Origin of the sequence: Shewanella sp. SG44-6 (assembly GCF_014164185.1) — a bacterium.
Taxonomy (GTDB): Bacteria; Pseudomonadota; Gammaproteobacteria; order Enterobacterales; family Shewanellaceae; genus Shewanella; species Shewanella vesiculosa.
Genome location: NZ_JACJER010000005.1, coordinates 15,625 through 41,825, shown reverse-complemented (window position 1 = coordinate 41,825; position 26,201 = coordinate 15,625). Strand labels below are relative to the sequence as shown.

17 protein-coding genes are annotated in these 26,201 nt (G+C 43.5%); 11 read left to right on the top strand and 6 right to left on the bottom strand.

Annotation, left to right across the window (positions count from 1 at the left end; translation table 11 throughout):
- Window positions 1–86 precede the first annotated feature (86 nt).
- Window positions 87–1,823 carry a tannase/feruloyl esterase family alpha/beta hydrolase gene (locus H5185_RS01785; protein WP_182723517.1) on the bottom strand — a complete coding sequence of 579 codons (1,737 nt, stop codon included), beginning with the start codon at window positions 1,821–1,823 and terminating at the stop codon, window positions 87–89.
- 335 nt (window positions 1,824–2,158) lie between these two features.
- Window positions 2,159–2,851 (bottom strand): FadR/GntR family transcriptional regulator, encoded by a 693-nt coding sequence (locus tag H5185_RS01780; RefSeq protein WP_182741196.1) that lies wholly within the window; start codon window positions 2,849–2,851, stop codon window positions 2,159–2,161.
- A gap of 508 nt (window positions 2,852–3,359) precedes the next feature.
- On the opposite strand from H5185_RS01780, the gene H5185_RS01775 reads away from it, so the two are divergent.
- The 3 genes from H5185_RS01775 (at window position 3,360) to H5185_RS01765 (ending at window position 6,782) form a co-directional block, all read left to right on the top strand.
- The gene (locus H5185_RS01775; protein ID WP_182741180.1) at window positions 3,360–5,039 is read left to right on the top strand and encodes an FAD-binding protein; all 1,680 of its coding nucleotides are present in this window, start codon (window positions 3,360–3,362) and stop codon (window positions 5,037–5,039) included.
- A 67-nt stretch (window positions 5,040–5,106) separates the two neighbouring features.
- Window positions 5,107–5,463: a cytochrome c3 family protein gene (locus H5185_RS01770; RefSeq protein WP_182741179.1), complete on the top strand. Its 357-nt coding sequence runs from the start codon at window positions 5,107–5,109 to the stop codon at window positions 5,461–5,463.
- Window positions 5,464–5,528: 65 nt separating this feature from the next.
- Window positions 5,529–6,782, top strand: coding sequence for an OprD family outer membrane porin (locus tag H5185_RS01765; protein ID WP_124015269.1), 1,254 nt, complete (start codon window positions 5,529–5,531; stop codon window positions 6,780–6,782).
- Between the two features lie 204 nt (window positions 6,783–6,986).
- Here the strand turns inward: H5185_RS01765 and H5185_RS01760 are convergent, their stop codons facing one another.
- Both H5185_RS01760 and H5185_RS01755 read right to left on the bottom strand, forming a co-directional pair.
- Window positions 6,987–7,394, bottom strand: a complete 408-nt coding sequence (locus H5185_RS01760; protein ID WP_124015268.1) for a VOC family protein — start codon at window positions 7,392–7,394, stop codon at window positions 6,987–6,989.
- Window positions 7,395–7,683: 289 nt separating this feature from the next.
- Window positions 7,684–9,474: a flavocytochrome c gene (locus tag H5185_RS01755; RefSeq protein WP_124015267.1), complete on the bottom strand. Its 1,791-nt coding sequence runs from the start codon at window positions 9,472–9,474 to the stop codon at window positions 7,684–7,686.
- A 401-nt stretch (window positions 9,475–9,875) separates the two neighbouring features.
- Here H5185_RS01755 and H5185_RS01750 point away from each other — a divergent pair, with 401 nt between their 5' ends.
- From H5185_RS01750 to dauA, 8 genes are all read left to right on the top strand, one after another.
- Complete coding sequence (locus H5185_RS01750; RefSeq protein ID WP_182741178.1) at window positions 9,876–11,843, top strand: ATP-binding protein; 1,968 nt, start codon at window positions 9,876–9,878, stop codon at window positions 11,841–11,843.
- Complete coding sequence (locus H5185_RS01745) at window positions 11,840–13,219, top strand: sigma-54 dependent transcriptional regulator (protein WP_182741177.1); 1,380 nt, start codon at window positions 11,840–11,842, stop codon at window positions 13,217–13,219. Before H5185_RS01750 ends, H5185_RS01745 begins: the two co-directional genes overlap by 4 nt.
- A gap of 176 nt (window positions 13,220–13,395) precedes the next feature.
- Window positions 13,396–14,799, top strand: coding sequence for a TolC family protein (locus tag H5185_RS01740; protein ID WP_182741176.1), 1,404 nt, complete (start codon window positions 13,396–13,398; stop codon window positions 14,797–14,799).
- Entirely contained in the window at window positions 14,789–15,997 is a 1,209-nt protein-coding gene (locus H5185_RS01735; RefSeq protein ID WP_182741175.1) for an efflux RND transporter periplasmic adaptor subunit, read from the top strand. Before H5185_RS01740 ends, H5185_RS01735 begins: the two co-directional genes overlap by 11 nt.
- A 3-nt stretch (window positions 15,998–16,000) precedes the next feature.
- Window positions 16,001–19,162, top strand: coding sequence for an efflux RND transporter permease subunit (locus tag H5185_RS01730; protein ID WP_182741174.1), 3,162 nt, complete (start codon window positions 16,001–16,003; stop codon window positions 19,160–19,162).
- Window positions 19,163–19,179: 17 nt separating this feature from the next.
- Window positions 19,180–19,863, top strand: a complete 684-nt coding sequence (locus H5185_RS01725; protein WP_182741173.1) for a response regulator transcription factor — start codon at window positions 19,180–19,182, stop codon at window positions 19,861–19,863.
- A 12-nt stretch (window positions 19,864–19,875) separates the two neighbouring features.
- The gene (locus H5185_RS01720; RefSeq protein WP_182741172.1) at window positions 19,876–21,132 is read left to right on the top strand and encodes a HAMP domain-containing sensor histidine kinase; all 1,257 of its coding nucleotides are present in this window, start codon (window positions 19,876–19,878) and stop codon (window positions 21,130–21,132) included.
- A 270-nt stretch (window positions 21,133–21,402) separates the two neighbouring features.
- Window positions 21,403–23,124, top strand: a complete 1,722-nt coding sequence (gene dauA, locus H5185_RS01715) for a C4-dicarboxylic acid transporter DauA (protein ID WP_182741171.1) — start codon at window positions 21,403–21,405, stop codon at window positions 23,122–23,124.
- Between the two features lie 63 nt (window positions 23,125–23,187).
- On the opposite strand, the gene H5185_RS01710 is transcribed toward dauA, so the two are convergent.
- Complete coding sequence (locus tag H5185_RS01710) at window positions 23,188–23,703, bottom strand: DUF6702 family protein (RefSeq protein WP_124015259.1); 516 nt, start codon at window positions 23,701–23,703, stop codon at window positions 23,188–23,190.
- Complete coding sequence (locus tag H5185_RS01705) at window positions 23,703–26,159, bottom strand: M1 family metallopeptidase (protein WP_182741170.1); 2,457 nt, start codon at window positions 26,157–26,159, stop codon at window positions 23,703–23,705. The genes H5185_RS01710 and H5185_RS01705 overlap by 1 nt, the downstream gene beginning before the upstream one ends.
- Window positions 26,160–26,201 lie beyond the last annotated feature (42 nt).

Genomic DNA, 26,201 nt, shown 5'->3' with positions numbered 1-26,201 from the left:
CTATTAAATAAATAGGTGCCCAAATGCGTTACAGTGATGGATATCTTGTTCCACAATCTAGTGCGTCATTATGTGGCTTATTGTTTCTATTGCTCAGGAGTCACGCAGATAAAGTTAACTGCATCTTCCATGTTACCTGTACCGCTATAGGTTGCCACTTGTGGGAAAGGGCATAATGGTCTTGTCCGTGTTTTAGACCAGTTAGCGGGTAACTCAGTATTTTCAGAACGAACAGAAGCATTTATGCTCTCAGGTGCTTGCCCTTGTTCTACCCATGCAACGAGAGAGTCAAGCATGTCAAAGCGGTCTGTAGCTAACCCCTTACCGCAATGGTTCATACCAGGGACTAAATATAAGCGAGCAAACTCGTCGGCTTGATTTTCATTGACGTTTTGCAAGCCTTTGTACCAGTTAACTGTATCGTTAGGTGAAAATACTGCGTCAGAAGTACCATGAACGACCATTATCTTAGCGCCTCGATCTCTCAATACAGTTAGATCAGTTGGATTTGGTGGTGTCATGAATGTCATTCCTGACTGGGTGTAAGTATCATCAATCGCATAAATACGCTCAACATCGGTATCCATATCAAAAGGCATCACAAATTCATATGCACCGAGTTCCGTTGAACCATTATAAGGGGTTGGTGCGGTTGAGAATATAAATGCCACAGCGCCTGGATCTCTCATCATCGCCATGAAAAATTCCCAGTTATAATAATCATTGGTGCCCATGCCCGCATCATAAGGGAAGTCTGAATAAATGGCCGCATCTGTATTGCTATTACGTGGCCCAGACATAATGTTTGTCATTACAGACTTCTGCGCAGCAGTTAAACATGTGCCATCTCGGTCAGCAGGACAGGTTGGCACATCTCGATCTAAATCAAATGCATCTTGGCAACCATAAGTATCTTGTACCATTCCGTCGCTTGCACCATCTAATGCGTCACATTGCTGTGCGACTTTACTTGAAACGAGTGCAAACTCTTCTTGGGTGAAGCCATTTTGTAAAGATGCGAGCACATTTTCGACGTCAATATCTACTAGGCTTGAATATTGCTGAATACCATAAAGCTGTGAAACAGCTGCTTTGGGTAAGTTGAACCCTGGGTTACCCACTAAGAAACCATCATATAAATCGGCATAGCGTGTTGCGGCAACCATGGTATGGCGTCCACCGTTTGAGCAACCTCCAAAGTAAGAACGATCAGGCTGTTTACCATACGCGGTTTCAATTAAAGATTTAGCCATTGGCGTGAGTTCGGCAACCGCATTGTAGCCATAATCTAAGCGTGCCTGAGGATCTAGCCCAAACATGGGTGTTGCTGATGCGTGTCCGGTGTCGGAACTGATGACTGCAAAGCCTTTGTTTAGCGCACCAGAATCCTTGCTTGCAGATGTAAGGAAACGACCAACGGCTTTTTGCACTTTACCATCTAAGCCGCCATTGGCTTGGTAATAAAAACGGCCATTCCAGTCTGACGGTAAACGCATTTCAAAACCAATAGCGTACTCGGCATCACCATCCATCCCTATGCCAGTTCTTTCGTTCATTTTCCCTGTGATTAAACAATGTGAAGGAGACGGGTAAATTTCGCCTGCGTCATATTCCACATCACCCGCGGGGATAAGTTCTGCACTGATAATTGTAGTGTCGGCATAATTGAACTCAGTTGCGAGTGTGGCACAACTGGTGATACTTGCAGGTATGGCGGCCTCAAGTTGTGGAATGCCTTCCGTAGATGAGTCACTATTGCAGCCGTAAAGAGCAATACACAAAGGTGCTAAAGCTAAGGGAATCCATAGATTTTCCGTTTTCATATTAATCCTCATTGTTCATACCTGAATGGTAATATGTTAAACGTATAACATATGATTTGCAGGGTAAATACTGATAAGAATTTAATGACTAATGGGTCTCAGTTTCTACATTGTTGGGAAATAGATCGCAGTTGGTTTGACAAAACAGAAATTTAAGCAGCTTTTAACTAAGATAAATACTTTGCTAGCAATGTGATAATGTCATTTGGATTGGCTGAGGTGTTTTGTACAGAGGCTGCAAATCTTGTTGAGCTTTGTTTTACTATGGGTATAAAAAAAGGCTCATGAATAAACATGAACCTGCGTATAATCAAGACTGTACAGTATAATAATGCTTATTTTTCAGTGTCTCTATAATCTTTTTCTACAGCGTTGAGCCTTAGGGTAAATGCTTGTAAGTGTGTGCGCATTTCTGCCTCAGCTTGTTGACCGTCTTGTGCGATAACCGCTGCAATAATTGCGTCATGCAGGCCTACTGGATGGACTTTGTCATGGCTAGGTTCAAATTTTGAAGTTGCATTACTGATAACTTGCAACAGAGATTTGACGATAGCCGCGAGAAAACGATTTCCTGACATATCAGCTAAAATATAATGCACTTTCTGGCGTGAATAAACGGTATCAGAATAGTCTAATATGTGTTCTTCACAGCGAGAGGCCTCACGTAATTTTTCTGCCAGTTCAGGGGTGCAATTTTGCGCTGCTAATTTAGCCACTATAGGCTCAATTTGTAATCTTGCCTCGCAGACTTCGGCGAATGACATTTTTTCCATGAGGAACAATTCCTGACACACATTAGTCAGTCGTTCAAATGTCATCAGTTTTACGAAAGCGCCACCCATCGCACCTTGTTTAATTTCTACAAGGCCACTCGCTTCAAGTCCTTTGATTGCTTCTCGCACTACAGTGCGACTTATTTGAAACAATTCAATGAGTTCTCGTTCGGATGGTAGTTTATCACCAGCTAAATACTTACCTTCAAAAATAGCATTCTTTAGTTGGTTTCCTATTTCATCGGAAGCTTTCATGTGTTTGACTGAGGTAAAGTTAACCAAGTTCAGTGTCCTAAATTTGTTCTGGTTTATATTCTATCATGCTCATACATATGCTTAATAGTTATGCTGATGAAATATCCTTGTTTTCCCACTCCTATTTATGCGTCACAACTGCTTGTAAGTATATGACTCAACTTTGATTATTTGCTTTCTGCTGATATTCATCTGTTAAATTTCTCTCATCGGTAATGCCTATTATATTTTTGTCGTTAGAAAGTCACAAAATCACTTTTTTTTGAGAGCTACTCCAAAGATGCAATAACTATCCCTTTATGGTTAATATCATATGTCATACATTTAACGTATCAAATTTGGGGTTAACATTAACTATTATCATATTAAGACTTTTCCCCACTTTCTGAGCGAACCCTACTTTTGATGCAAGTAGAACACAGTAGCTCTGTACGGTTATGAGCGGGTCCAATATCGCAGTTAATGCTGTTGGCCCCATTGTGACAGTGAGGGCAAAAGGAGTATGACAATGAGTAATAATGATTCAAAGAAGCCGGAAGCAATCGATCAATACACCGCGAATGTCCTGCAAAATGGTATTTCACGACGTAGCTTTTTAACTCGTGCTGCAGTGGGTACTGGCGCAGTTGCATTTACCAGTCTAAGTGGCGGAATGGCTTCTGCTGCAACAGATGACGCCTGCCAAAACGCAGCTAAAAGTTCAGATGGCGGCGCAACGTTAGAGTTTATGCCTAAGCCGAAACCGATTTCTGACAGACTGATCGTATCGACACAAACGTTCGACGTGGTTGTGGTTGGTGCGGGTGCTTCAGGTGTTCCTGCTGCACTATCAGCGGCTGAGAATGGCGCTAAAGTTGCGGTATTACAAAAACAAGCGATTGTCGTTTCTCAAGGTAACACAGGTTCTGGTATTGATTTGGCCAACAGCGATAAGGCTGGTGTCGAAGCCATGGTTAGCCGTTTAATGAGCGACAGTGCTCACCGTTGTCACCCTGAACTTGTTAGAGAATGGGCGTATAACTCTGGTGAGGCAGTTTCTTGGGTTATCGATCGTGCTAAAAAAGGTGGCGCGCAAATCGTAGACCAAGGCACTAAAGTGCAACATGGTATTCGTGGTGTCACTGAACATAAGCTCAATTTTGTGACCTCATTTTGTGGCCCTAAGCCATACACCACAGGTGACGGCATGCGTGATTTAGCTAAAGTAGCTGAAAAAGCGGGTGTTAAATTCTTCTTCAACATGCCTGCACAACAACTAATCCAAGATGAATCTGGCAAAGTTATTGGTGTTATTGCCAAAGACCGTGATGGCAAATACCACAAATACCTTGCTAAAAAAGGTGTGATTTTGTCATCTGGTGATTATCAGAATAACGAAGCAATGTGTAACTTCTTCATTCCTGATTTGAAGCATTTTGAACGTAAGCAAATGGATCGTACTGGCGATGGTTTCTCTATGGCTTACTGGGCCGGTGGCGTAATCGAACCTATCGGTCATACCAAAATGTTGCACGATTTTGACGCCGGTCCAGCTTCAATGTGTGATATGCCATTCCTTGCTGTTAACCGCAAAGGTAATCGTTTCGTCAATGAAACGGTTGAAATGTCATTGATGAATAACTACCTACGTGATGCAGAAAATGCGGGTAACTACTCTCAAGTCTTTGATTCTAATTACATGGACCAAGCTGCTAACTGGCCTGGAAAACTGTACTCACCTGAAGAAATGAAAATCTATATGCCTGAAGATCCAGCGCCTAAGGTCGGCGTGTTTGCATCTCAGACAAATACCTACTCAGCCAATACCTTGGAAGAGCTTGCAGTAAAACTGGAATGTGACCCTAAAACCTTCGTTGCCAATGTTAAGCGCTACAACGAGCTTTGCAAAACCGGTAAAGATGACGATTTTGGTAAGCCTTCATCAAAAATGCTTCCTGTTGTTAAAGCCCCTTTCTATGGCATTCACCGCCGCATGCGTATCTCAACCCTTTGTTCAGGAATGCTAGTCGATAAAAATCATCAAGCGCTTGATGCTGATGGCAACAAAATTGGCGGCTTATTCGTTATCGGTAACTTAGGTGGTGGCTTCTATGGTGGCGTTGATTACCCACTGACTGTATTCGGATTGTCACTAGGACGTTGTTATACGTTTGGCTACTTAGCAGGTAGGTATGTGGCCAAGCTATAAAACGAACACCCAGTTAAATGGATGCCTGACACTTGGCAACCTTCCCAATGAATAATGGAATAACACAATGAAGAAATTAACACTGCGCAACATCATGCTTTGTCTTGCATTGAGCTTTTTCGCAAGCGGTGCAATGGCAAACAATAACACCTTATTGGATCAAACTCATGCGGCTAAAGGACTCAAATGTGCTAGCTGCCACGGTAAAGCTGAAATTCGTCAACCAGTGACTATGTCTAAATGCGTGACATGTCATAACACCCAAAAGCTAGCAGCCAAAACCAAGAATGTGAAACCTACAAATCCACATGAAAATCGTCATTTTGGCACTGAAACTGACTGCCTTAAATGTCACAGCGTACACCAAAAGTCAGAGAACTACTGTGGCAGTTGCCACCTTCGTTTTGACTTTGTTGTGCCATAAGTCGGCCATTTGGCAACTTAATATCTCGACCATAAGAACAGTTAACAATAATTAGGATGAGAAAAATGATGATGAAAACAAAACTACTACCTTTGGTTGTGGCATGCCTAGCAGCAAGCCCAGCCTTTGCGGCCGAGCCAATGGCCAATTTATTTAATGACGGCAGTGTAAATGGTCAATTTCAATTATTTGACTTCCAACGTAACTTTGATGGCGATAGTACTGATCGACGTGATACATCATTCGGTGGTCTTTTCTACCTGCGATCCGGAGAAGCTAACGGTATAAGCTTTGGCAGTTCATTTGCTTCAGCTAACCCAATTTGGGATGCAAACGATGATGGTCTGTATGGCCTTGTTGGTGGTGGAGCGCCGGGCTCTAAGGTTGAACGTACATCTGTTAACCGTTTGCAAGAATACTTTGTTAGCGGCAACTGGTACGACACTAAAATAGTGGTTGGTGCGCAAGAGTTACGAACTCCCATGATGAACCCGTTCCCATTAAGAGCAATCCCGTTTACCTATCGCGGTGCCAGTATTAAGAATACCTCAATTGAGAACTTGGGCGTGTCAGCGCTGTATATCACTGATTACATGGGCTGGACCAACGAAGAGTTTGCTAGTGTGGCTGATGGTATCCGGGGGGAATTTGCACGTAAGGGCGTTTTCATCGATGTTGAAGACAACCCTATTTACGCCTTAGGTTTAGATTACAATCTGCCGTTAAATGCGGTCAAAGCCAAAACCAGTCTGTGGTACTACTCCATGGAAGACGTTTACAATCAGTATCATGTGAAATTGGACATGAGCGGTAAAATGGGCGCTGCCAACTGGTACTTCATTCCGTCTTATTTAAAACAAGACTCTACAGGTAAGCTAGATCAGAGCGCTGCACAGTTTGACACTTACCAGGCTGGGTTCCATTTAGGGATGAAATGGAGTGGGTTTGATGCCACGATTAAGTACGCAAAAACCGGTGATGGCGATGTTGTTGCCCCATTTGGTGATGAAAAAGTGATCATTCAGCAGGTGGTTCAGTCTTCGCGTGCTAATGAAGAAGGTTACGGTGCTCAGCTAGCATACAACTTTGCACCTGACTCTGCTCTCAGTGGTGTGAGCACATATCTTAACTGGGCTAGTTATCAGATTGATGGTGATTCAAGTAAAGACATTGATGAAACCGACTTGTCTGTTACTTACGATCTTTCTCAGTTTGTAAATGGTCTAAGTGTACGCGCACGTCATGCCATTGTTAATTACTCTACAGGCGATGACCTAACTGACACTCGTTTTTACGTCTACTATAAATTTGCTTTGTAATTGGGTTACAGCATATAGACTAGCTCTAAAATAGAGTGACGTTTTGTTAAGCCAGTTGGAATATCCAACTGGCTTTTTTATGTCAGTTAGCTTGCACAATATGTGGTTTAGGTTGTCAGCATAAAATGATTTACGCTGATTTCCTCGGTGTAAGAATCAAGTGTGTCGTTATAATTTTGCTGGAATTATGAATGGTTTAATTATCTATTTCGGATGTTTATCATTTAACTGCAGTAAATCCCAAAGATTGCCATAAAGATCTTCAAATACCGCCACAGTGCCATAGTCTTGCTCTTGAGGCGGGCGCACAAACTTAATCCCATCAAGTTGCATGCGGTTATAGTCGCGCCAAAAGTCATCGGTATTCAAAAAAAGAAATACCCGTCCGCCAGCTTGGTTACCAATAAAATCATGTTGCTCTGGTTTTGATGCCCGCGCTAACAGCAAAGATACCCCGTTTGAACCCGGAGGTGCGACTACAACCCAGCGTTTGTCTTGTTCTGCTTGATAGGTGTCTTCAATCAATTCAAACTTCAATTTATTGACATAAAAATCGATGGCTTCATCGTAATCATTCACCACTAGCGCGATGTGAACTATAGACTGTTTCATTATTATCCTTTGATAGCTTTGTAAGTTAGCGTTGTATATTAGCTAGTGAGTTAATGCAAAATTTACTGTGCCATCGATTATGCATTAATTAACCTGAACTCGGGATAACAAATGCCTCGCAAACAGCTCTTTGCCTTGCTAACTGCGTTATTTTTTACATGAGAAGACTTGCAACAGGCCCGCTATTGACGCGTTAATTGGTCAGGTTTGGAGATATTGACGCATAAAAAAAGCCACAGTAATGAACTGTGGCTTACTGATACTAGCGAGTCAGTTAATTCTAAATCGATTAGTTCTTTTTAGAATATTTTGCCGCTTCTTCACCTGCTAAGCGACCGAAGGTGATGATGCCTGAAATTGCATTGCCACCTAAGCGGTTAGCACCATGAACACCACCAGTGACTTCACCAGCGCCATACAAGCCAGGTATAACCTGTTTCTGAGCATTCATGACTTCAGTTTTGGTGTCGATCATCACGCCACCCATAGTGTGGTGAACCCCAGGTGTCACTTCGATTGCATAGTAGTTACCTTCGTTTAGTGCACGAGGTAGATTTGGACGCTCAAAATCAGTATCTTTACCGCTGCTCACTAAGCTATTATAACGTGCAACTGTTTCGGTTAACGCTTTACCGTCAATACCTTCCATCTTGCCTAATTTCACTAAGCTGTCTGCCGATGGTGCAACACCTAAACCAATATACTTATCGATTTTAGACAGTGATTTACGTACAGAGTCATCAAAAATCAAATAAGCTGATTTACCCGTTTGCGCTAAGATTGCCGCAGATGCTTTATCACGAGTGGTAATTTCGTTGACGAAACGCTTACCTTCACGGTTAACCAAAATCGCACCATTACCACGTACCGCTTCAGTGACCATTACGCCACCTTTTACTGATAGTGTTGGATGAGCTTGGATGTATTCCATGTCTTTCAAAGCGCCACCAGCATTTTCAGCCACATCCAGACCATCACCTACAGCACCAGGTTGGTTAGTAGAGATAAAGCCTTTTAATGAAGGATCAAGCTTAGCGACACGTTCGTTATTTTTAGCGAAACCACCCGTTGCTAAGATGACTGCATCGGCTTTCACCCAGTAGTAACCTTTATACATTCCCTTAACCAGAATACCTTTCACTTTGCCGCTGTCATCTTTAAGTACTTCAATGCCACGAGTGTTCATGCGTAAGTCGATATTGCGTTTTACGGCATTATCATAAAGCACTTGAACAACATGAGCACCCACACCTGCGCCACCAGTTGGACGGTGTGCACGCTTAACCGATGCACCACCCATCATGCCAACATCGGTTAAATCGGCGCCCATTTTGGTCATCCAATCAACTGAGCCTTTAGAGTGTGAGCTTAAGACTTCAACTAATGCTGGATCGTTTATATCACGGCCGCCTTTCATGGTGTCTTTGAACATTAGCTCAGGGCTATCTTTAATTTCTTTGGCTTTTTGTTGATCAGTCCAAGCAGCGTTCATGCCACCTGCAGCCAATTTAGCGTTACCGCCGATAACCGGCTCTTTTTCAATCAGAATGACTTTCGCACCATTATCTGTTGCCGATATTGCCGCAGAGAAACCTGCGCCACCAGAACCGACAACCACTACATCAACCGTATCGTGAGGTGCACTAGCAAGAGCAGCCTGACGTTCTGCTTTATCTTTGGCCAGTTCAGCAATAGTGGGTTCGTCACGTTTCCATTTTTTAGCATATGGCATATTGAAATCGAAGCTGTGGCAAGAATCACAGTACACCATCGATTTTTCGTGCGCGCTGTGACATGAGGTACAAGCCACTTCACCAGGAAAATGTGAAGCATGGGCATTGTAATGTTCATGTTTTGTGGTTTCAGCCACTTCAGCTAAAGTGCCATGGCAAGAAACACATTGGGCATTTTCATAGGTTAAGCTGTCGTTTGATAGCTCGCCATCTGGAGTATGACAGCTATCACACTCTTGGTTTTGCTCATGGAATTCAGCTAAGTTATCAGCCGCAACAGCGTTGCCCATTAGGCCTGCTGTGCCCATTAGCGTGGCAAGGCAGACTGCAAGTTTCATTTTTTTCATTTTTGCTCCTCCTTCTAAACCTAATGATGCTTAGTTGATTAGGTATAAAAGCCAGTTATTGTTTTAGTGTGGCTGAAGTGAGATCACTTCACTTTAAAAGTTCGGTCTAAAATTAGGTGTTAAGTTGTTCAGCGGTTACTTCTGCTTACCTTAATCTTTATCCATGCCACTAAAACCAGCAATAAGATAAACACCAGCAGTGACAGAAATGACAACTCAATCACAAGCATGAAAAGGTGCTATGCAAAGATGCATAGCTATAAGGGCGTATATGCACTTTTGCATAGCTTATGTGGCGCTAGATCACATCGAATTAATATTTAGGTAAAAGGTACATAATGATTTACTAATTCGCGGAATGCGGCACAGTTTCAAATGAGCGAAATAGTTAACATCGCAGTATGAAGATCCTATTACTATTAGTTATTACCCTCACTTTTCCTGCATTCGCGCAAGACAGCATTGTGCTAGGTGTGCATTCAAAAACAGCGCCATTAGAGTGGCGTAATAACGGAGTGGATCAAGGATTTAACATTGAGTTGATGGATAGAATTGGTCAGCTTACTAACAAGCGCATTCTTGTGCGGCGTAAGAGTTTTCAGCAATTAGTTCAAGATGTGTATAACCCTAACAGCGATATTGACGTGATTGTTGTGGTGAGCCCGGTGAACATGGATCGCAAGTTAGCTCAATCTGATCCTATCTATGCTACCCACGCTAAAGCTTATACTTTGCAGGGTAAGGGGTTAATTAACAGTTGGGCAGATTTAATTGGTAAGCGGGTGGCCATTAAAAAAGGCGCTTTTGTTGATGTGTTTTTATCTGACCATTTGCAAAATTTCGACCGCGTGGATGTTGATTTGTATGAAACCGGTTTTCAATTACTGATTAAAAATCAAGTCGACGTGGTGATTGCTGAAAGCTTTGTTGCGCGGCGTTTACTTCCGTTGTATCCATCGGTGCGCAGTTCGAGTGATGCCCTCATTTATGGCGCGTTTAATTTTGTCGCTAATGAGTCGAAAACTGAACTCATGTATCAAATTAATGAAGCGCTTAGGCAGTTAAAATTATCAGGCGAATACGACAGACTGGTTAATAAATGGTTTGGTACCGGGCGTGAAAAAGTGGATTTAACCTCTTCTGAAAAGCGCATGTTTGCTCTAGCCATTTTAGTGGCGATTATTTCTGCTATCGGGATGATTTTCACCGGATTGATAAGCGCTAGTTTACGCCGTCATACTAAAGCCCTTGATGCCGAACTCATTCAGCGCAGGCGCATTGAAGCTGAGATATCTGAACTGTCTAAACAGTTCCAATCTGTTCTCGATGGCATCCCCAATGGTGTAACCATAGTAAACCAAGACTTGCAGCATTTATGGAGTAACGATAACAATATTCATTTGTTAGATTCAGCAGCATTTTACTATATCGACAACCATGCATTTGTTCTTAAAACGGCGGTGCTCGAGGTACTCTCTAGCCAAACCCCTTTGATTGCAGAGATGCGCTATCAACAGCAGTTTTGGCAATTACAAATCCATCCTATTGCAGAAAAACAAGTGGTGATTCTACTTGAGGAAACCACTGAACAGCATAGATTGAGGCAAGCAAATGAAGAAGTTAGCCGCTTAGCGTCACTAGGGGAGTTGTCTGCGGGAATTGCTCATGAAATCAATAATCCAACCGGCCTGATTGTGCATGCGGTATCATTATTTACCGCGGCCTTAAAAGACTTAACCCCAGCAGCAAGGCACTATCAGCAACAAAATCCTTTTTGGCTTATTGCAGGATTAACCCCAGATGTTGCCATTGAAGAGCTTCAGTACAGTTGCGGCTCTATTGAAGAGGGCGCCAAACGTATCAGCCGAATTGTTAATGACTTAAAACGTTATGCCATGCCGCATATTGCCGATCAATATGCTCGAGTATGCCTAAATGACGTGGTTCAAGTTGCCCAGCGTCTTACTGCCAATCAAACCAAGGTCCATCAGATCAGCATGAGGTTATGTCAACCTAGTCCTATAATTAAGGGCGATGCGCAACAGTTACATCAGGTATTAATCAACCTTATTCAAAATGCTTGTCATGCCTGCACTGAACAACATGGCGAGATTATTATAGAAACTCGCATTGCTGGCAATACGGCAATATTGAGCATTATCGATAACGGTTGCGGCATGAATAGCGCCACGCTCAAACGTATTACCGAGCCCTTTTTTACCACCCGTCGCAACGAGGGCGGTAGTGGTTTGGGTTTATCGGTATGCAGTAAAATAATTAAAGAGCATCAAGGCGAAATGCAGATGCAGTCGAGTTTAGGTAAAGGCACGCAAATTAGTCTGATTTTTGCATTGGAACAACACATATGAAATTGGCCAGAAATATTCTGTTAATCGACGACGAAGCCGCCTGGTTACGCACACTGGCGATAACCCTTAACCGTCTCGTTCCTGAGGCTGACATAGATACTTGTCTAGACAGCCGTCAAGTACACAGCCGCTTACAAGTGGGTGATTATGCGCTAGTACTGGTCGATCTTACTATGCCATTTCACTCTGGCGAAGAGCTGTTAGCGATGATCCGCAGTGACTTTCCCAATACTCGGGTGATTATTGTGACTGGGGTGAATGAGGTTGATACCGCAGTGCGCTGTATTAAAAATGGCGCTTATGACTACTTTATCAAAACAGACAATGTCGATAATCTCGCGCGTACGGTACGCCGAGCGCTAGAAGTGGTTGGGCTTGAAAGAAACTACCTGTATATCAAAGAAAAATTCTTAAGTCGTACTCTAGATAACCCGCAAGCGTTCAATAATATTTTAACTTGTGAGCCACAGTTATTAGATCAATTTCGTTATCTTGAAGCCGTATCTTGTAGCCCTGAACCCTTGCTAATTTATGGTGAAAGCGGCACTGGCAAAAGCGAGTTCGCCAAATCTTGCCATGCGCTTTATAACCCGAATGAACCTTTTATTAGCATTAATCTTGCCGGTATTAGTAGCGAGTCCTTTGAGCAAAAAATGAGTGGCCAGCTGTATCATCACCATAATGGCGAGCTTGAAGCGGTTGCAGGCCTATTGCATCAAGTCGGAAGTGGGGTGCTGTATTTGAATGAAATAGGCGCGTTGCCTCTGGATGCTCAAGTTAAGCTATTAGCGCTGTTAGACACTAAACAATATTACCCTTTAGGCAGCGACACCGCTTATCCGGTTAAATGTAAGTTTGTGGTATCGACTCAAGATGACTTACTCAAACTACACCAAGCTGGTGAGTTTAGAAGCGATTTACTCTACCGCTTACGGGCTCATAAAATTAAATTACCACCGTTAGCAGAACGGCAGTTAGACATTGCTATGTTAATCAATCATTTCATCGCCCTTGCTGCCGCTGAAATGAATCTACCTGCGCCTATTCAGCCTCCCGATTTAGCGCCCAAACTCGCCAGTTATGATTTTCCTGGTAACCTTCATGAACTCAAAGGCATGGTTTTTGATGCTGTGAGCAGAAGTGATGGCATAGCGCTTAATACCTCTGCTTTTATGGAAGCGATTAATGAACACAAGTCATTAACGGCAGCGCCGCAAGACCGCGTTATTTTCCCCAAACAACTGCCCACGATAGCGCAGATGAACCAAGCATTAATGGACGAAGCCATGAGCCGCACTGCCAATAACCAAACCGCAGCAGCGCAAATACTGGGTATTAGTCAAAGTGCGCTGAGCCGCCGACTTAAAGGGAGTTAGAGCTAAATACAGAATATTTATAAAACATAATTTTGTTCGTATTTACGCTTTTCGCATTTCAATATGGCTCTTTGAGATTCATTTACCTAACAACGTTCACCTTAACCTCGCCTTAACCCCTCCATCAGTATGCTAGTGCCATTATTGTGTAATACACAGGTTTGGGGATGCAGTTGATGATGGTAAAACCGGCGCTACGAAAAGCGATGCTGGCACTGATGGTGACGAGCCTTTTGGGCTGCAGCAGTGTCGATAATGTCAATTACGCTGACCGAGCCAGTCAAGCAGAGGCGGATACGAGCCAACGTTTAATTGATCAGTTGCTGCTGGCCTCAAAGACACCAGATGTGCCGACACAATCGATAGCGCGATTAACGGATTTGGTTAATGTGCCTGAATTGCAGAGCTTTATATCTGCTGCTTTGCAGAATAACCCTAGTTTGCAACAAAGCGTAGTGGCATTGAAAATGGCCTATGCCCAACACGGTATTACTTCTGCTAGCCGTTTACCGTCAGTAGATGCCAGCTTTAGCGGCACTTCAACCGAAGACAGCGATGACAGTTATACCACTGATATTACCGTGAGTTGGGAGCTGGATTTATGGCAAAAAATTGCTGACAGCAGCAACGCTGCATTAAAAGACATTGCCAGCACGCAAGCCAGTCTTCAAAGCGCGCAAGACTTAGTCGCCGCCAACGTGATGCGCAGTTGGTTAGACATTAGCCTTAAACAACAACTTGTGGCGATTGAAACCCAGCGTTTAACGGTATTAGACAACAATAAAGCACTTATTTTAGCGCGTTATCGTGTTGGCTTAGGCAGTTTAGAAGATCTCGATAATGCCAATACTAGTGTCGCCAGTACACAAGCTACCTTAGCCGATTATCAACAACAGCTTGCCCAAAGCAAGCGTGATTTGACCTTGCTTACAGGGCAATGGACCGGCAACGATTTAGCGGTAAACATTACTGCGGAATTTCCTGCTGTGTTGAATCCCATTAACTCACTAGGGCAACAAAATCTAAGTCAACGTCCTGATATTAAAACTGCATTTTACAATATTGAAGCCGAAGTATTACGTACCGATGCCGCCTATAAGGCTATGTTGCCGTCGATCAGTTTATCAGCCAGTTTGACCGACATGGCGCAGTCGCCAACAGATGCATTACTCACCGGACCTTTATGGAGTGTGCTGGGGCAATTATCTGCGCCCTTGTTCCAAGGTGGCAAATTATCATCACAAGCTGAGTTAGCCCAATTAACCACAGAGCAGCGCTATTGGGTCTATCAAGAAACCCTATTAAATGCGGTTAACGAAGTGGAAAACACTGTGGGCCAAGAATACTCCCTCGCCAAACAACAACAGCATTTAATTGAAGCGCAACTCAGCGCCGAGCGCAGTTTTGTCAGTTACGAGCAAAAGTATCGTCAAGGCTTAGTCGACATTTTTGATTTACTAACCGTGCAACAGCAAACCTTTGATGTTAAAGCGCAACTTGCTAACACCATTTATAACCGTCTTATAAACCGTATTGATTTAGGCCTAGCGTTGGGCTTAGGGGTATTACATGAAGCTTAATCGTCTAAACGTTATTGTCACCGTATTATCATTGGGCAGTATTTTTGCTGCCTTAGGTTATACCGTCTCGCAATTACCGCCTGCGCCTAACCAACAAGCATCTACTACAGAGCAACCTATTAACCCAGTGGCGAGTACAGCAGCAATCTCATTATTACCTCAAGTGGGGGTAGTGGCTGTCAACGGACAACAATATCAAGCTGAAGTCATCGGTTTTGGTGAAGCAAGACCACGTTATGAACTTACGTTAAGCGCCGAAGTAAGCGGTAAGATTGACAGTGTTCATCGTCAGTTTGAATCCGGTCAGGTAATTAAAAAAGGCACAGTATTAGGCCAAATTAATGATATCAGTTATCAGCAAGCATTAACGCAAGCGCAAACCGATGTCGCCCAGGCTGAGCTCGATTTACTCGAGGAACAACGCCAAGGTGAACAAGCAAAATCAGAATGGTTACGTTCAGGTTTTTCTGGTGAGCCTGAATCACCGTTAGTGCTCAGAACACCACAATTAGCCCAAGCGACTGCCGCATTAGAGAACGCCAAGTTAATCCTTAAAAAAGCTAAGCAAGATGTGGCTTATACCAAGATTACTGCGCCATTTGATGCGCTAGTGGTGAGTCGTGATATTCAGCCCGGAAGTTATGTACAAACCGGCACCCAACTGGGCACTTTATACAGCGTTGCAGACGTTGAAATTAATGTGCCATTGTCAGATTTACAGTGGCAAAACCTGCCAGAGTTTGACAATGCACAGCTTGCTAAAACCCCTTGGGATGTCACCTTGTACAGCGCCGATGGCCGTAACCAGTGGCAAGGGTATATTGAGCGGGTTGAACAACATTTAACCCAAACTAGTCGTCAACGTTCATTAATTGTGGTGGTCGACAATCCACTCACGCAACAAACTCACTTGTATCCAGGCACCTTTGTTAAAGCACAAATCAACGGCAAATCATTAAGTGATTTATGGCAATTACCGTCGTCGGCTATTTCACAACAAGGTGATATTTGGTTTATCAATGATAGCAGTCAATTGGCTAAATCAGCTGCCAATATCGCCTTTGAAAAAGACGGTTTTGTGTATGTGTTGCCTATTGTTAGTGAACAAAGAGGTCGACCGAGCTTAATCCAAATTGTTAAGCGCCCTTTAAGCAGCTTTAAAGTGGGCACTAAGGTGCTTGCTAAGTTAGAGGTTTAAGCCATGTCGGGATCTCAATCTACACACTCAGGGGCGATAGCCTGGTTTGCTAGAAATTCAGTAGCGGCTAACTTGCTGTTAATTGCCATGATAATCGTGGGTCTTTTCTCCTTAGGCAGCTTACGCAAAGAGGCCTTTCCGAGTTTAGAACCCGACAGGGTAACCGTGTCGGTGACTTACGACAGTGGCGACCCAGTGCTGGCTGAAGAAGGCATAGCCATTAAAATTGAAGATGCATTAGAAACCGTGCCGGGCATAAAACGGATAACGTCAACATCCAACGCCAATGGCAGTAGTGTGATAATTGAGAAAACCAGCGCTTATGATTTAGACACTTTACTCACTGACATTAAAACCAATGTCGATGCGATTTATAACTTTCCTAGTGAAGCTGAAAAACCCGTTATTGATAAAATGCGCATGCAAGATCATGCCTTGTGGATTGAGATCTACGGCGATGCCGACCGCGCGACGTTGCAGGCATTAGCCGAACAACTTAAATCGGATTTATTAAGTCAGTCAGCCATTCACGATCTCGAGATTAAAGCCAAAGCTGAGCCGATGATTTCTATAGAAATTGATGAAGCTAAGTTGCAAGCCTATGGACTGACGTTTGCCTCCGTGGCCAGTGCTGTGAATGCCGAATCGTCAGCATCCATTTCGACTAGCCTATATAACGACGACAAAACCGTGCGGCTAAAAGTATCACAGCAAGCTTACCAATTAGACGATTTTATGGCGATTCCGGTGATCACCAACAGTCAAGGTTCGCTGATAACCTTAGGTGATATTGCGACTATTAAAGACGGTTTTGCCGACGATACCTTTGTGTTGTCGCGTTATAACCAAGCTAACTCAAGCGCGATTGAAATTGTGATGGACGAAAATGGCGATATTGTTGATATTGTCGAGCAAGCTAAGCAAGTCGTCGAAAAATGGCGCAGTTCTAATGTATTACCCGATAACGTCAGTATTGCTACTTGGCATGACAAAAGCACGCTGATTATCGAACGCTTGAGCTTATTGGTTAAAAATGCCTTGAGTGGTATCGCTTTGGTATTCATTATTTTAGCGTTATTTTTAAACTTGCGAGTGGCGTTTTGGGTTGCTGCAGGGTTACCGTTTGTGTTCTTCGGCACCTTGTTTTTTATGAGCAATACTTTTGCTGGCTTAAGCCTAAATGAAATGACCACTTTTGGATTTATTATGGCGCTGGGGATTGTCGTCGATGATGCAGTGGTGGTGGGCGAGAGTGTTTATAGCACTCGGCAAAAATACGGCGACAACATCGACAACACTATCAAAGGTACTTTAAAAGTGGCGACCCCAACGATATTTGGTGTGTTAACCACAGTAGTCGCTTTTGTTGCCTTAGCTAATGTTGAAGGTAATTTAGGCCAGATTTATGCCCAGTTTGGTACTGTCGTTGCAATTTGTTTGATGTTGTCGTTGGTTGAATCTAAATTTATTCTACCGTCGCATTTAGCGCATATTAATACTCAAAAAAGTGCCAAGAAATCATGGTTTAATCATATCCAACATGCTGCCGATAGTGGCTTGCAGTGGTTTAGTCGAGTGATTTATCAGCCACTTATTGAGTTTGCATTACGGTTTCGTTATGCGGTGGTATTGCTGTTTATCGCACTGTTTATTGTGGTTGCAGGTATGCCGATAACGGGTAGCGTGCGAGTGGCATTTTTCCCTGATATTGCTGGCGACACAGTAGTTGCTGACTTTTCGATGCAAAATGACGCCAGTTTTGGCCAGACCTATAAAAATTTAATGACTTTAGAAACTGCTGCAAAACAAGTCGATGCTCAGCTGGTGGCCGAACAACAGCATAATAAGGACAGCTATTTAACCAGTTTGCATGTTATGGCAAGCAGCAGTGACTCGGGCCAAGTTCAGGTTGAGTTAGCGCCAGACAGTCCTTATAGCCTCAAGGAATTTAGCCAAAAATGGCTTGAGCTTGTTGGCCAAATGGAAGGTATAAAAAAGCTGAAAATATTATCGAAGCAAGAAATGCTCGATAATTTTAAAGTGGAAATTAAAGCCAGCGATACCGATTCCGTCTTTGCTGTTGGCCAAGCGATAAAAGCGCAGCTAGAAACCATGGATGGCGTCAGTGGTATCGATAACAATTTAGACATAGGCGAGCCGCAATATCGTTTTGAATTAACCGCGCAAGGTCGTGCCCTAGGATTTGACACCGAAACCTTATCGAGCCAGATATTGCAGTCATTTGGCGGCGGTGTAGTACAGCGTTTTCAACGTGGTAAAGATGAGGTAAAAGTTCGAGTACGTTACCCTGATGAAGATCGTCAAACCATCGAAGATATTAAGCTTGCCAATGTTCGAACTAGCGACGGTACTATTGTGCCATTAAGCCACGTGGCGCAGATTTTTAATGATTACCAACCGTCGAACATTACCCGTATTGACAGTCAACGGGCGGTATACATCAGTGCTGTACTAGACAAAGATAAAATTGCCTCAAACGAGCTTGTTAGTCAGCTAAAGCAGACGTTAGTGCCGCAATTAGCAGTGCAATACCCCGGTGTGAGTTTTAATTTTGCCGGTGAAGCTGAGCAACAAGCTGAAACCACAAGCTCGATAGGGTCGATGTTTGTACTGGCGTTAATTGCCATTTATGCCTTGCTAGCCATCCCGTTAAAATCATACATACAACCGGTGATTATCATGACCGCGATTCCGTTTGGTATTGTTGGCGCCATTTTAGGCCATTGGTGGAATGACTTAACCATTAGTATTTTATCGTTAAATGGTATTTTGGCCTTAAGTGGCGTGGTGGTAAACGACAGTCTATTGCTGGTATCGCGCTATAACGAGTTGATTAAAGAAGAGGGTTTGTCGGTACACGATGCTATTGTTGAGTCATGTACCAGCCGCCTTCGTGCGGTATTGCTTACCTCAGTGACGACCTTTGCTGGTTTAGCACCTTTGTTAGGCGAAACCTCATCACAAGCACAGTTTTTAATACCTGCTGCGGCAGCGCTGGGTTATGGTATTTTATTTGCTACCTTCATCACCTTGATTTTGACGCCATCTTTGTTGCTCATTCAATGTGAGTCGAAAGCATTTATCAATCACGTTATGGCTAAACTGCGCCCAAATCATCATACGACTAGCTCAGTGGCGTCGTAAACCGAGGAATATATTCGATGTTCACCGACAAATTGCATTTGTTATTGGTTGAAGACGATCTTGATTTAGCTACCGCGGTGATCGAGTACCTAGAGCTAGAAGGTATTCTTTGTGACCATTCTGCCAATGGCAGTGCAGGGCTGAATCTGATTTTACTCAATCGCTATGATGCAGTGATATTGGATTTGAACTTACCTAAAATGAACGGTTTGCAAGTGTGTGAATCTTTGCGGCTGCAAGGTATCGATGTACCAGTACTGATGCTTACCGCGCGCGACACGCTTAACGATAAGCTCGACGGCTTTGCCAAAGGTGCTGATGATTACCTCATTAAGCCGTTTGCAATGGAAGAGCTCATTGTACGCATTCGAGTATTATCCCGTCGCCGAAGTGGTCAAGCTATGCGCCTGACCGTGGCCGATTTGGTCCTCGATTTGCAGCAGAAGCAGGCATTTCGCAATGGAGTAGGCTTAAAGCTATCGCCGACAGCGTTTAAAATTTTAGACGTGTTAATACGAGCGAGCCCTAACCCTGTGTCGCGTGAAAAACTGATGCAAAGTGTGTGGGGAGATGACCAACCAGACAGTAATAGTTTAAAAGTACACATGTTTAATTTACGTAAACACCTTGATGGCAACCAGGAACTCAAGTTGCTGCATACCGTTAGTGGTCATGGTTTTGCCATTAAAGATAACCAGTAGGATAGCCATTACATGAAATTAACCCCGAGCCTGCGAATTTTTGTACTACTGGTCATGTTGTTTACTGGTACTAGTACCATTTTAATTTTATCGATGCTCAGTGTGCACTATTTTATTTCTGGTATGGACCAAATCCTACAATCTACCATGTACGCTCAAGCACAAGATCAACAGGTTATCGATGGTCAGCCAAAAACATCACATTTTTTTACGGTGGCTTCACGTTGGCAAGACCTACCCGAAGAGATCCAACAAAATATTAAGTCTGAGCCTAGCGAGTTTAACGTCTTGTATAAAAACATTATTGGCGGCTCGCCCATCACGCCTCCTGTAAAAGGCTTTTTTGTTATAAAAGTGCTTAAAGGCAATGAGGTGCGATATGTCTCCAGTACCTTTGACAGTCAAGCTGGCACTATGTCTCCTCCTAAAGGCATTCCCTTTTTTGTGGTGATATTAGCGACTGCAATTTTAGGTATTGTGATGTTTACTATCGTGTTGATGTTAATGATGCGAAAAGTGGCGCGGCCAATGAAGCGTTTAAGAACTTGGGCGAAAGGATTAAATAGCCAGCAATTAGCTCAGCCAATACCCGACTTTCATTTTAGCGAATTAAATACCTTAGCCGATATTGTTAAAACGAGTTTAGGCACTGTGCAGGAAAGCTTAGATCGTGAGCAACAATTTTTAGGCTATGCCAGCCATGAGTTACGCACCCCAATAGCGGTTATTCGGACTAATACTGAATTACTGCAAAAGCTGATAAGCAAAGGTGGGAGCGCAGAAAAGCAAGCCCAAGTGCTTAACCGTATTGAACGTGCAGGGCTCACCATGACAGATCTCACCGAAACCTTATTGTGGTTAACCCGGCGCGAAGGTAAAAGCTTACCCTTGAACGACGTTAATTTGGGTCAGCTTATTCGTCAGCTTGTGCAAGAGTTAAGGTATTTAATCCACGGCAAGAATATTGAAATTAGTATTGAAACCGATGACTCTACTCATCAACTGCCTGATACTCTCTGTCGAATTATTATCACCAACATAATCCGTAATGCTTTACAGCACACCATTGATGGCAGCGTAACCATTCGTCAATCGTCCACATTGGTGAGTATCGCGAATCAGTGTGACTCTTATGCTGATAGCTTTGAAGAGCTCGGCTTTGGTTTAGGGCTTGAGTTAACCACTAGACTCATTACGCAATATGACTGGGATTATCAAAATCTAGATACTAATCGCGGCCACAAAGTGTCTATCGATTTTAGCCGTTAAAATTGCTCTTTAACATTAGGCTACAGGGTAAAGATAGCCATTGTTTACACTATCAATCACTATGAATATCTACCTAGCCAAAGCCAGCGACACCATCGCTGGCTTTTTTGCGGGTCATTTGTGATTACGTCAATTCAGATAAAACTAATCGTTATAATGTGATTATAATTATATTATCATTAGGTGTTAACTTAATTCGATTGTACTGCAAAGTAATCGGCCTATAATGAGGGGTATCTTGACGCCGTACTAGGTTATGGGATCGCTGCAATGAAATACCTCACACATTTATTTTCTCTTCGTATTGGGCATGCGCTCAGAGAGTCGTTAAAAGACGCTCCCTACAAAGCCAATGCATTCTCTAAAGATTTATTAGCTGGTTTAACGGTTGGCATTATTGCCATTCCACTGGCGATGGCACTGGCAATTGCTATTGGTGTTGCACCGCAATACGGATTATATACCGCCATTATTGCCGGGTTTATTATCCCGCTGACCGGTGGCTCACGTTATAGCGTATCTGGTCCTACTGCGGCGTTTGTGGTGATCCTTTACCCCATAGTGCATCAATATGGTCTGTCTGGATTATTGCTAGCGAGTATTTTGTCTGGAGTGATACTCATCGCTATGGCGTTGTTACGCCTAGGTCGCTATATCCAATATATCCCCGAGTCAGTCACCTTAGGTTTTACCGGCGGTATTGCGGTAGTGATTGCTGTGCTGCAAGTTAAAGATTTTTTCGGTCTAAGCATCAGTGACATGCCTGAAAATTTTGTCGGTAAAGTTGCCGTATTAACGCAAGAATTACCGACATTGTCATTGCCTACACTGGTGGTGGGGTTAAGTGCGTTAGTGATGTTTATTTTGTGGCCTAAGCTCAAGTTACCTGTGCCAGCACATCTTCCGGCTGTGGTGGTTGCCAGTCTGGTGGCGCTAGTGCTCAATCAGCAAGGCTTTCCTGTTGCGACGATTGGTTCTACTTTTAGTTTCACTTTCGCCGATGGATCAATTGGCGCCGGTATTCCATCCATGTTGCCTGATTTTCAATGGCCTTGGCTGCGGACCCAGTCGGGCGAATTACCTATTGAACTCAGTTGGCAATTGGCTAGCGATTTATTATCGGCGGCATTTGCGATTGCCATGTTGGGGGCAATTGAATCATTACTGTGTGCTGTGGTGCTCGATGGCATGTCGGGTAAAAAGCACAGTGCTAATAGCGAACTGCTCGGCCAAGGTATCGGTAACATTATCGCGCCATTTTTTGGCGGTATTACTGCTACAGCGGCCATTGCTCGTTCAGCGGCTAATTATAAAGCTGGCGCGGTGAGTCCGGTAGCAGCGATGATCCATGCACTGGTGGTATTAGTGTCTTTGTTATCGCTGAGTACTATTTTGGCGTATATCCCCATGGCGGGCATGTCGGCATTACTCATTATGGTGGCTTGGAACATGAGCGAAGCCCCTAAGATTGTGCATCTTATAAAAAAAGCGCCCGCAAGCGAGGTGCTGGTATTGCTGGTGTGCTTGTTATTGACCATCTTCTTCGACATGGTGATTGCGATCAGTGCGGGGATCATTTTGGCGTCGTTGTTGTTCATGAAACAAGTGGCTGATATGACCAAGGTGCAAGACATTAGCGAGCAGAAAAAGCATATTCATGTTGAATTACCGCCGCGTTGGAAAGTCTTTAAAATCAATGGCCCGTTATTTTTTGCCGCCGCCGACAGTGTCTTTGGTGAGTTGGCGCATTTGAGCGCTGATCAAGATGGGGTGGTGTTGTATTTCGATGGGGTGTCTATTTTAGATTCTGGTGGTGTTTCTGCATTGTATAAGTATATTGCGAAATGTAAGCACCACAATACCCGAGTATTGCTCGCGGATTTTCAATTTCAGCCACTTAAAACCTTAGCTAAAGCAGGCTTTAAGCCAGATGGCGTGCAGTGTGTTACTTACTCAACTTTGGCCGATGCACTCGATGATGTGGCCAGATAGAAATAAAAAAGCGCCCTACTGAACATCAATAGGGCGCTAGATATTGGCTCGAGCTTTCAGTGTTTATTCGCTGGCTTTTGCCACTTCAATATAATGCCAAGAATCTGCAATATGCAGTCTTGCTGAGGTTACGTGTTTATTGCGCTCAACATTAATGTGGTTAGTTTGTTCTGACCACAATTCTTGTAGGGTCGTCATCTTAAGATAAAAACCCTCCATATTAGTGGTGATCGGTGTTTCCTGATAAACCCACAAATACTTACCCTGTAACTCAGTGCCCACATAGGTCAGGGTTAACGGATGTTGCTGCTGATCCTGCATCGAAAATGTCGATATAGCGTAATATGCAAAAGCTTCACGACTCACGGGATCGCTAATTAAATCGGCATTGCTATCAATGACTTGTTGAGCAGCATGCTCAGCGTCGTGTAAGTAAAATCGATGCTGAATTTCCAACATACCGCTGCGCTGATTAAACACAATACTGGTGTAGGCTTCTTTTTGCTGGTGGCCATGGGCTTGGCCAGCCAATAAACTTAAGCCAATAACACTCAGTAATATTAGAACCAATTGACGCATTACTTTTTCTTCACTTTAATTACAGGATCTTTCAGGGCTTCTTTATTGTCATGCATGATATCGCGATACTTATTACCCTTACGCTCTTCCTCTTTAAAGGCTTCAATGCGTGATGGGATAATTTGACGAGGATAATAGTTATTTTCAATATCCACATCGGCAGTTTCGCCGCGACGATCAACCACAGCAGACACTAATACATTATCTTTGTCGGTCACAATCAGTTTGCTGACTTCAAACGGTGAGCGGCGCCAAATTTCAGCTGGCAGCACCAATGACTTGGTATCACCATTTTCAAACGTGAGTTCGAGCAAAATTGGCATCACTAAACCACCAAGATTGGAGAAGTTAAACACATAGTAGTTTTTATCTTCTTTCAATGCCCGCGCCAAGACTTGTTGCTCCCACGGATCCAGTTCGGCGTGTTTTTTGTTGTACTTGTTACGATCTTTATTGGTGACGCTGAATTGATCATGTTGGTCATGATAATCAGTATTACCTGGATTAAGTTCTACCCAGGTTTTTTGGCCACTTTGTTGATTACGTTCAACCGAATAAGGCATAGGTTTATCGTTATAATCTTGGCGACGACGATCAAAATCAATATCAGGATTATTGCTGTCTAAGCGCAGTTTATAAATACGATCTAGCGAGATATCGACATGATCTGTGGTGTAAAACCAGCCACGGAAAAACCAATCTAAATCAACCCCAGAGGCTTCTTCCATGGTGCGGAAAAAGTCGCTTGGTGTCGGGCGCTTATTCATCCAACGACGGCTGTATTCTTGAAAGGCAAAATCAAATAGCTCACGGCCTAATATCACTTCACGCAAAATGTTTAATGCAACAGCAGGTTTAATGTAGGCATTGGGACCAAGCTGCAACACACTGTCTGACTGAGTCATAATCGGAACTTGGACATTAGACTTCATGTATTCAATAACATCAGTTGGCTCACGTCCCCAAGATAAACTAGGGTCCCATTCACGGGTGGCAATGCCGTCTAAAAAGCTGTTTATGCCTTCATCCATCCAAGTCCATTGACGCTCGTCCGAGTTGACTATCATCGGAAAATAGTTATGACCGACTTCGTGGATCACCACGCCGATTAAGAATTGTTTTTCAGCCAAGGTGTATGTGCGACTGCCATCTTCATGCCAAATAGTACGTGGGCCATTAAAGCTGATCATCGGGTATTCCATGCCGCCAACGGGACCATTAACACTGATCGCTGCAGGGTAGGGATAATCGAAGGTAAAGCGTGAATAGACTTCAAGTGTATGAATCACTGCCGCTGTTGAATATTGCTGCCACAGCTCGCCACCCTCTTTAGGATAAAACGACATCGCCATTACATGTGGGTTTTGGCTGTTTTTTTGTTGGTAGCCTTGAGCGTCCCAGATAAATTTACGTGATGATGCCCAAGCAAAGTCACGCACATTTTCGGCTTTAAAATGCCAAGTTTTAGTGCCTTTGGCTGTACTCGATTCATTGGCTAGAGCTTCGTCTTTAGAGACAATAAATACTGGTTTGTCAGCTTTTTTGGCGCTATCTAAACGCTTGAGTTGTTCAGATGACAGCACGCTTTTACTGTTTTGGAGCACGCCGGTAGCGGCCACAATATGGTCACTAGGTACTGTCATGCTCACATCGTAATTACCAAACTCGAGCGTAAACTCGCCGCTGCCTAAGAATTCTTTGTTATGCCATGCTTCGTAATCTGAATAACTGGCGACTCGCGGAAACCACTGCGCTAATAAGAAGATGTCATTGCCACCTTCACGATTATCGTCTGGAAAATGCTCATATCCAGAGCGAGCACCTACGGCATCTTCTTCTAAAATATTGTAGCCGTAATTAATGCGCAGTTGCGTCGATTGCTTGCTGTTTAGGGGCGTCGGTAAATCGACCCGCATTTGAGCGCCAACTATGGTGTATTTCAGTGGTTTTTTATTGGCACCGGTTACCGCCGCAATTTGGTAACCCAAGTTATTGTCGGCTAAAAATTGTTGCCGACGAAGATCTTGCAGGCTGATCTTTGCAAATGCGCTATCGCCATAAGTGTTCTCAGCCCTAACGCTCCCATCAACCCCATAAAAGGCGCTGCTTCGTTCAGCAATTGAGTCAGATTTAAAACGATTTTGTTCTAATTGGAACCACAGATATTTAAGCGTATACGGAGAATTATTATGATAAGTAATGACTTGCTCACCTTGAATAGCACGCTTTTGTTCATCTAATGTGACATTGATTTTATAATCTACTTGTTGTTGCCAATATTCTTTACCTGGTTCGCCAGCAGCATTGCGATAATCATTTGGTGTGGGAAGGCTCTCTTCAAGTTGTCGAAATTTGTCGTCGAACCGACCTTTACTCTGGACAATTTCTGAAGCCGAACTGGTGAAGATTGCTGAACTGGTCAATGCCAATATCAGCAGGTGAAGATACACGCGCATAAATACTCCTATGACTTCAGCAAGCTGATGCCATTAATCCCA

Bases quoted from the DNA above. Each gene is read 5' to 3' on its own strand.
- H5185_RS01785 (WP_182723517.1), bottom strand. From the start codon at position 1,823: ATGAAAACGGAAAATCTATGGATTCCCTTAGCTTTAGCACCTTTGTGT.
- H5185_RS01780 (WP_182741196.1), bottom strand. From the start codon at position 2,851: ATGAAAGCTTCCGATGAAATAGGAAACCAACTAAAGAATGCTATTTTT.
- H5185_RS01775 (WP_182741180.1), top strand. From the start codon at position 3,360: ATGAGTAATAATGATTCAAAGAAGCCGGAAGCAATCGATCAATACACC.
- H5185_RS01770 (WP_182741179.1), top strand. From the start codon at position 5,107: ATGAAGAAATTAACACTGCGCAACATCATGCTTTGTCTTGCATTGAGC.
- H5185_RS01765 (WP_124015269.1), top strand. From the start codon at position 5,529: ATGATGATGAAAACAAAACTACTACCTTTGGTTGTGGCATGCCTAGCA.
- H5185_RS01760 (WP_124015268.1), bottom strand. From the start codon at position 7,394: ATGAAACAGTCTATAGTTCACATCGCGCTAGTGGTGAATGATTACGAT.
- H5185_RS01755 (WP_124015267.1), bottom strand. From the start codon at position 9,474: ATGAAAAAAATGAAACTTGCAGTCTGCCTTGCCACGCTAATGGGCACA.
- H5185_RS01750 (WP_182741178.1), top strand. From the start codon at position 9,876: ATGAAGATCCTATTACTATTAGTTATTACCCTCACTTTTCCTGCATTC.
- H5185_RS01745 (WP_182741177.1), top strand. From the start codon at position 11,840: ATGAAATTGGCCAGAAATATTCTGTTAATCGACGACGAAGCCGCCTGG.
- H5185_RS01740 (WP_182741176.1), top strand. From the start codon at position 13,396: ATGATGGTAAAACCGGCGCTACGAAAAGCGATGCTGGCACTGATGGTG.
- H5185_RS01735 (WP_182741175.1), top strand. From the start codon at position 14,789: ATGAAGCTTAATCGTCTAAACGTTATTGTCACCGTATTATCATTGGGC.
- H5185_RS01730 (WP_182741174.1), top strand. From the start codon at position 16,001: ATGTCGGGATCTCAATCTACACACTCAGGGGCGATAGCCTGGTTTGCT.
- H5185_RS01725 (WP_182741173.1), top strand. From the start codon at position 19,180: ATGTTCACCGACAAATTGCATTTGTTATTGGTTGAAGACGATCTTGAT.
- H5185_RS01720 (WP_182741172.1), top strand. From the start codon at position 19,876: ATGAAATTAACCCCGAGCCTGCGAATTTTTGTACTACTGGTCATGTTG.
- dauA (WP_182741171.1), top strand. From the start codon at position 21,403: ATGAAATACCTCACACATTTATTTTCTCTTCGTATTGGGCATGCGCTC.
- H5185_RS01710 (WP_124015259.1), bottom strand. From the start codon at position 23,703: ATGCGTCAATTGGTTCTAATATTACTGAGTGTTATTGGCTTAAGTTTA.
- H5185_RS01705 (WP_182741170.1), bottom strand. From the start codon at position 26,159: ATGCGCGTGTATCTTCACCTGCTGATATTGGCATTGACCAGTTCAGCA.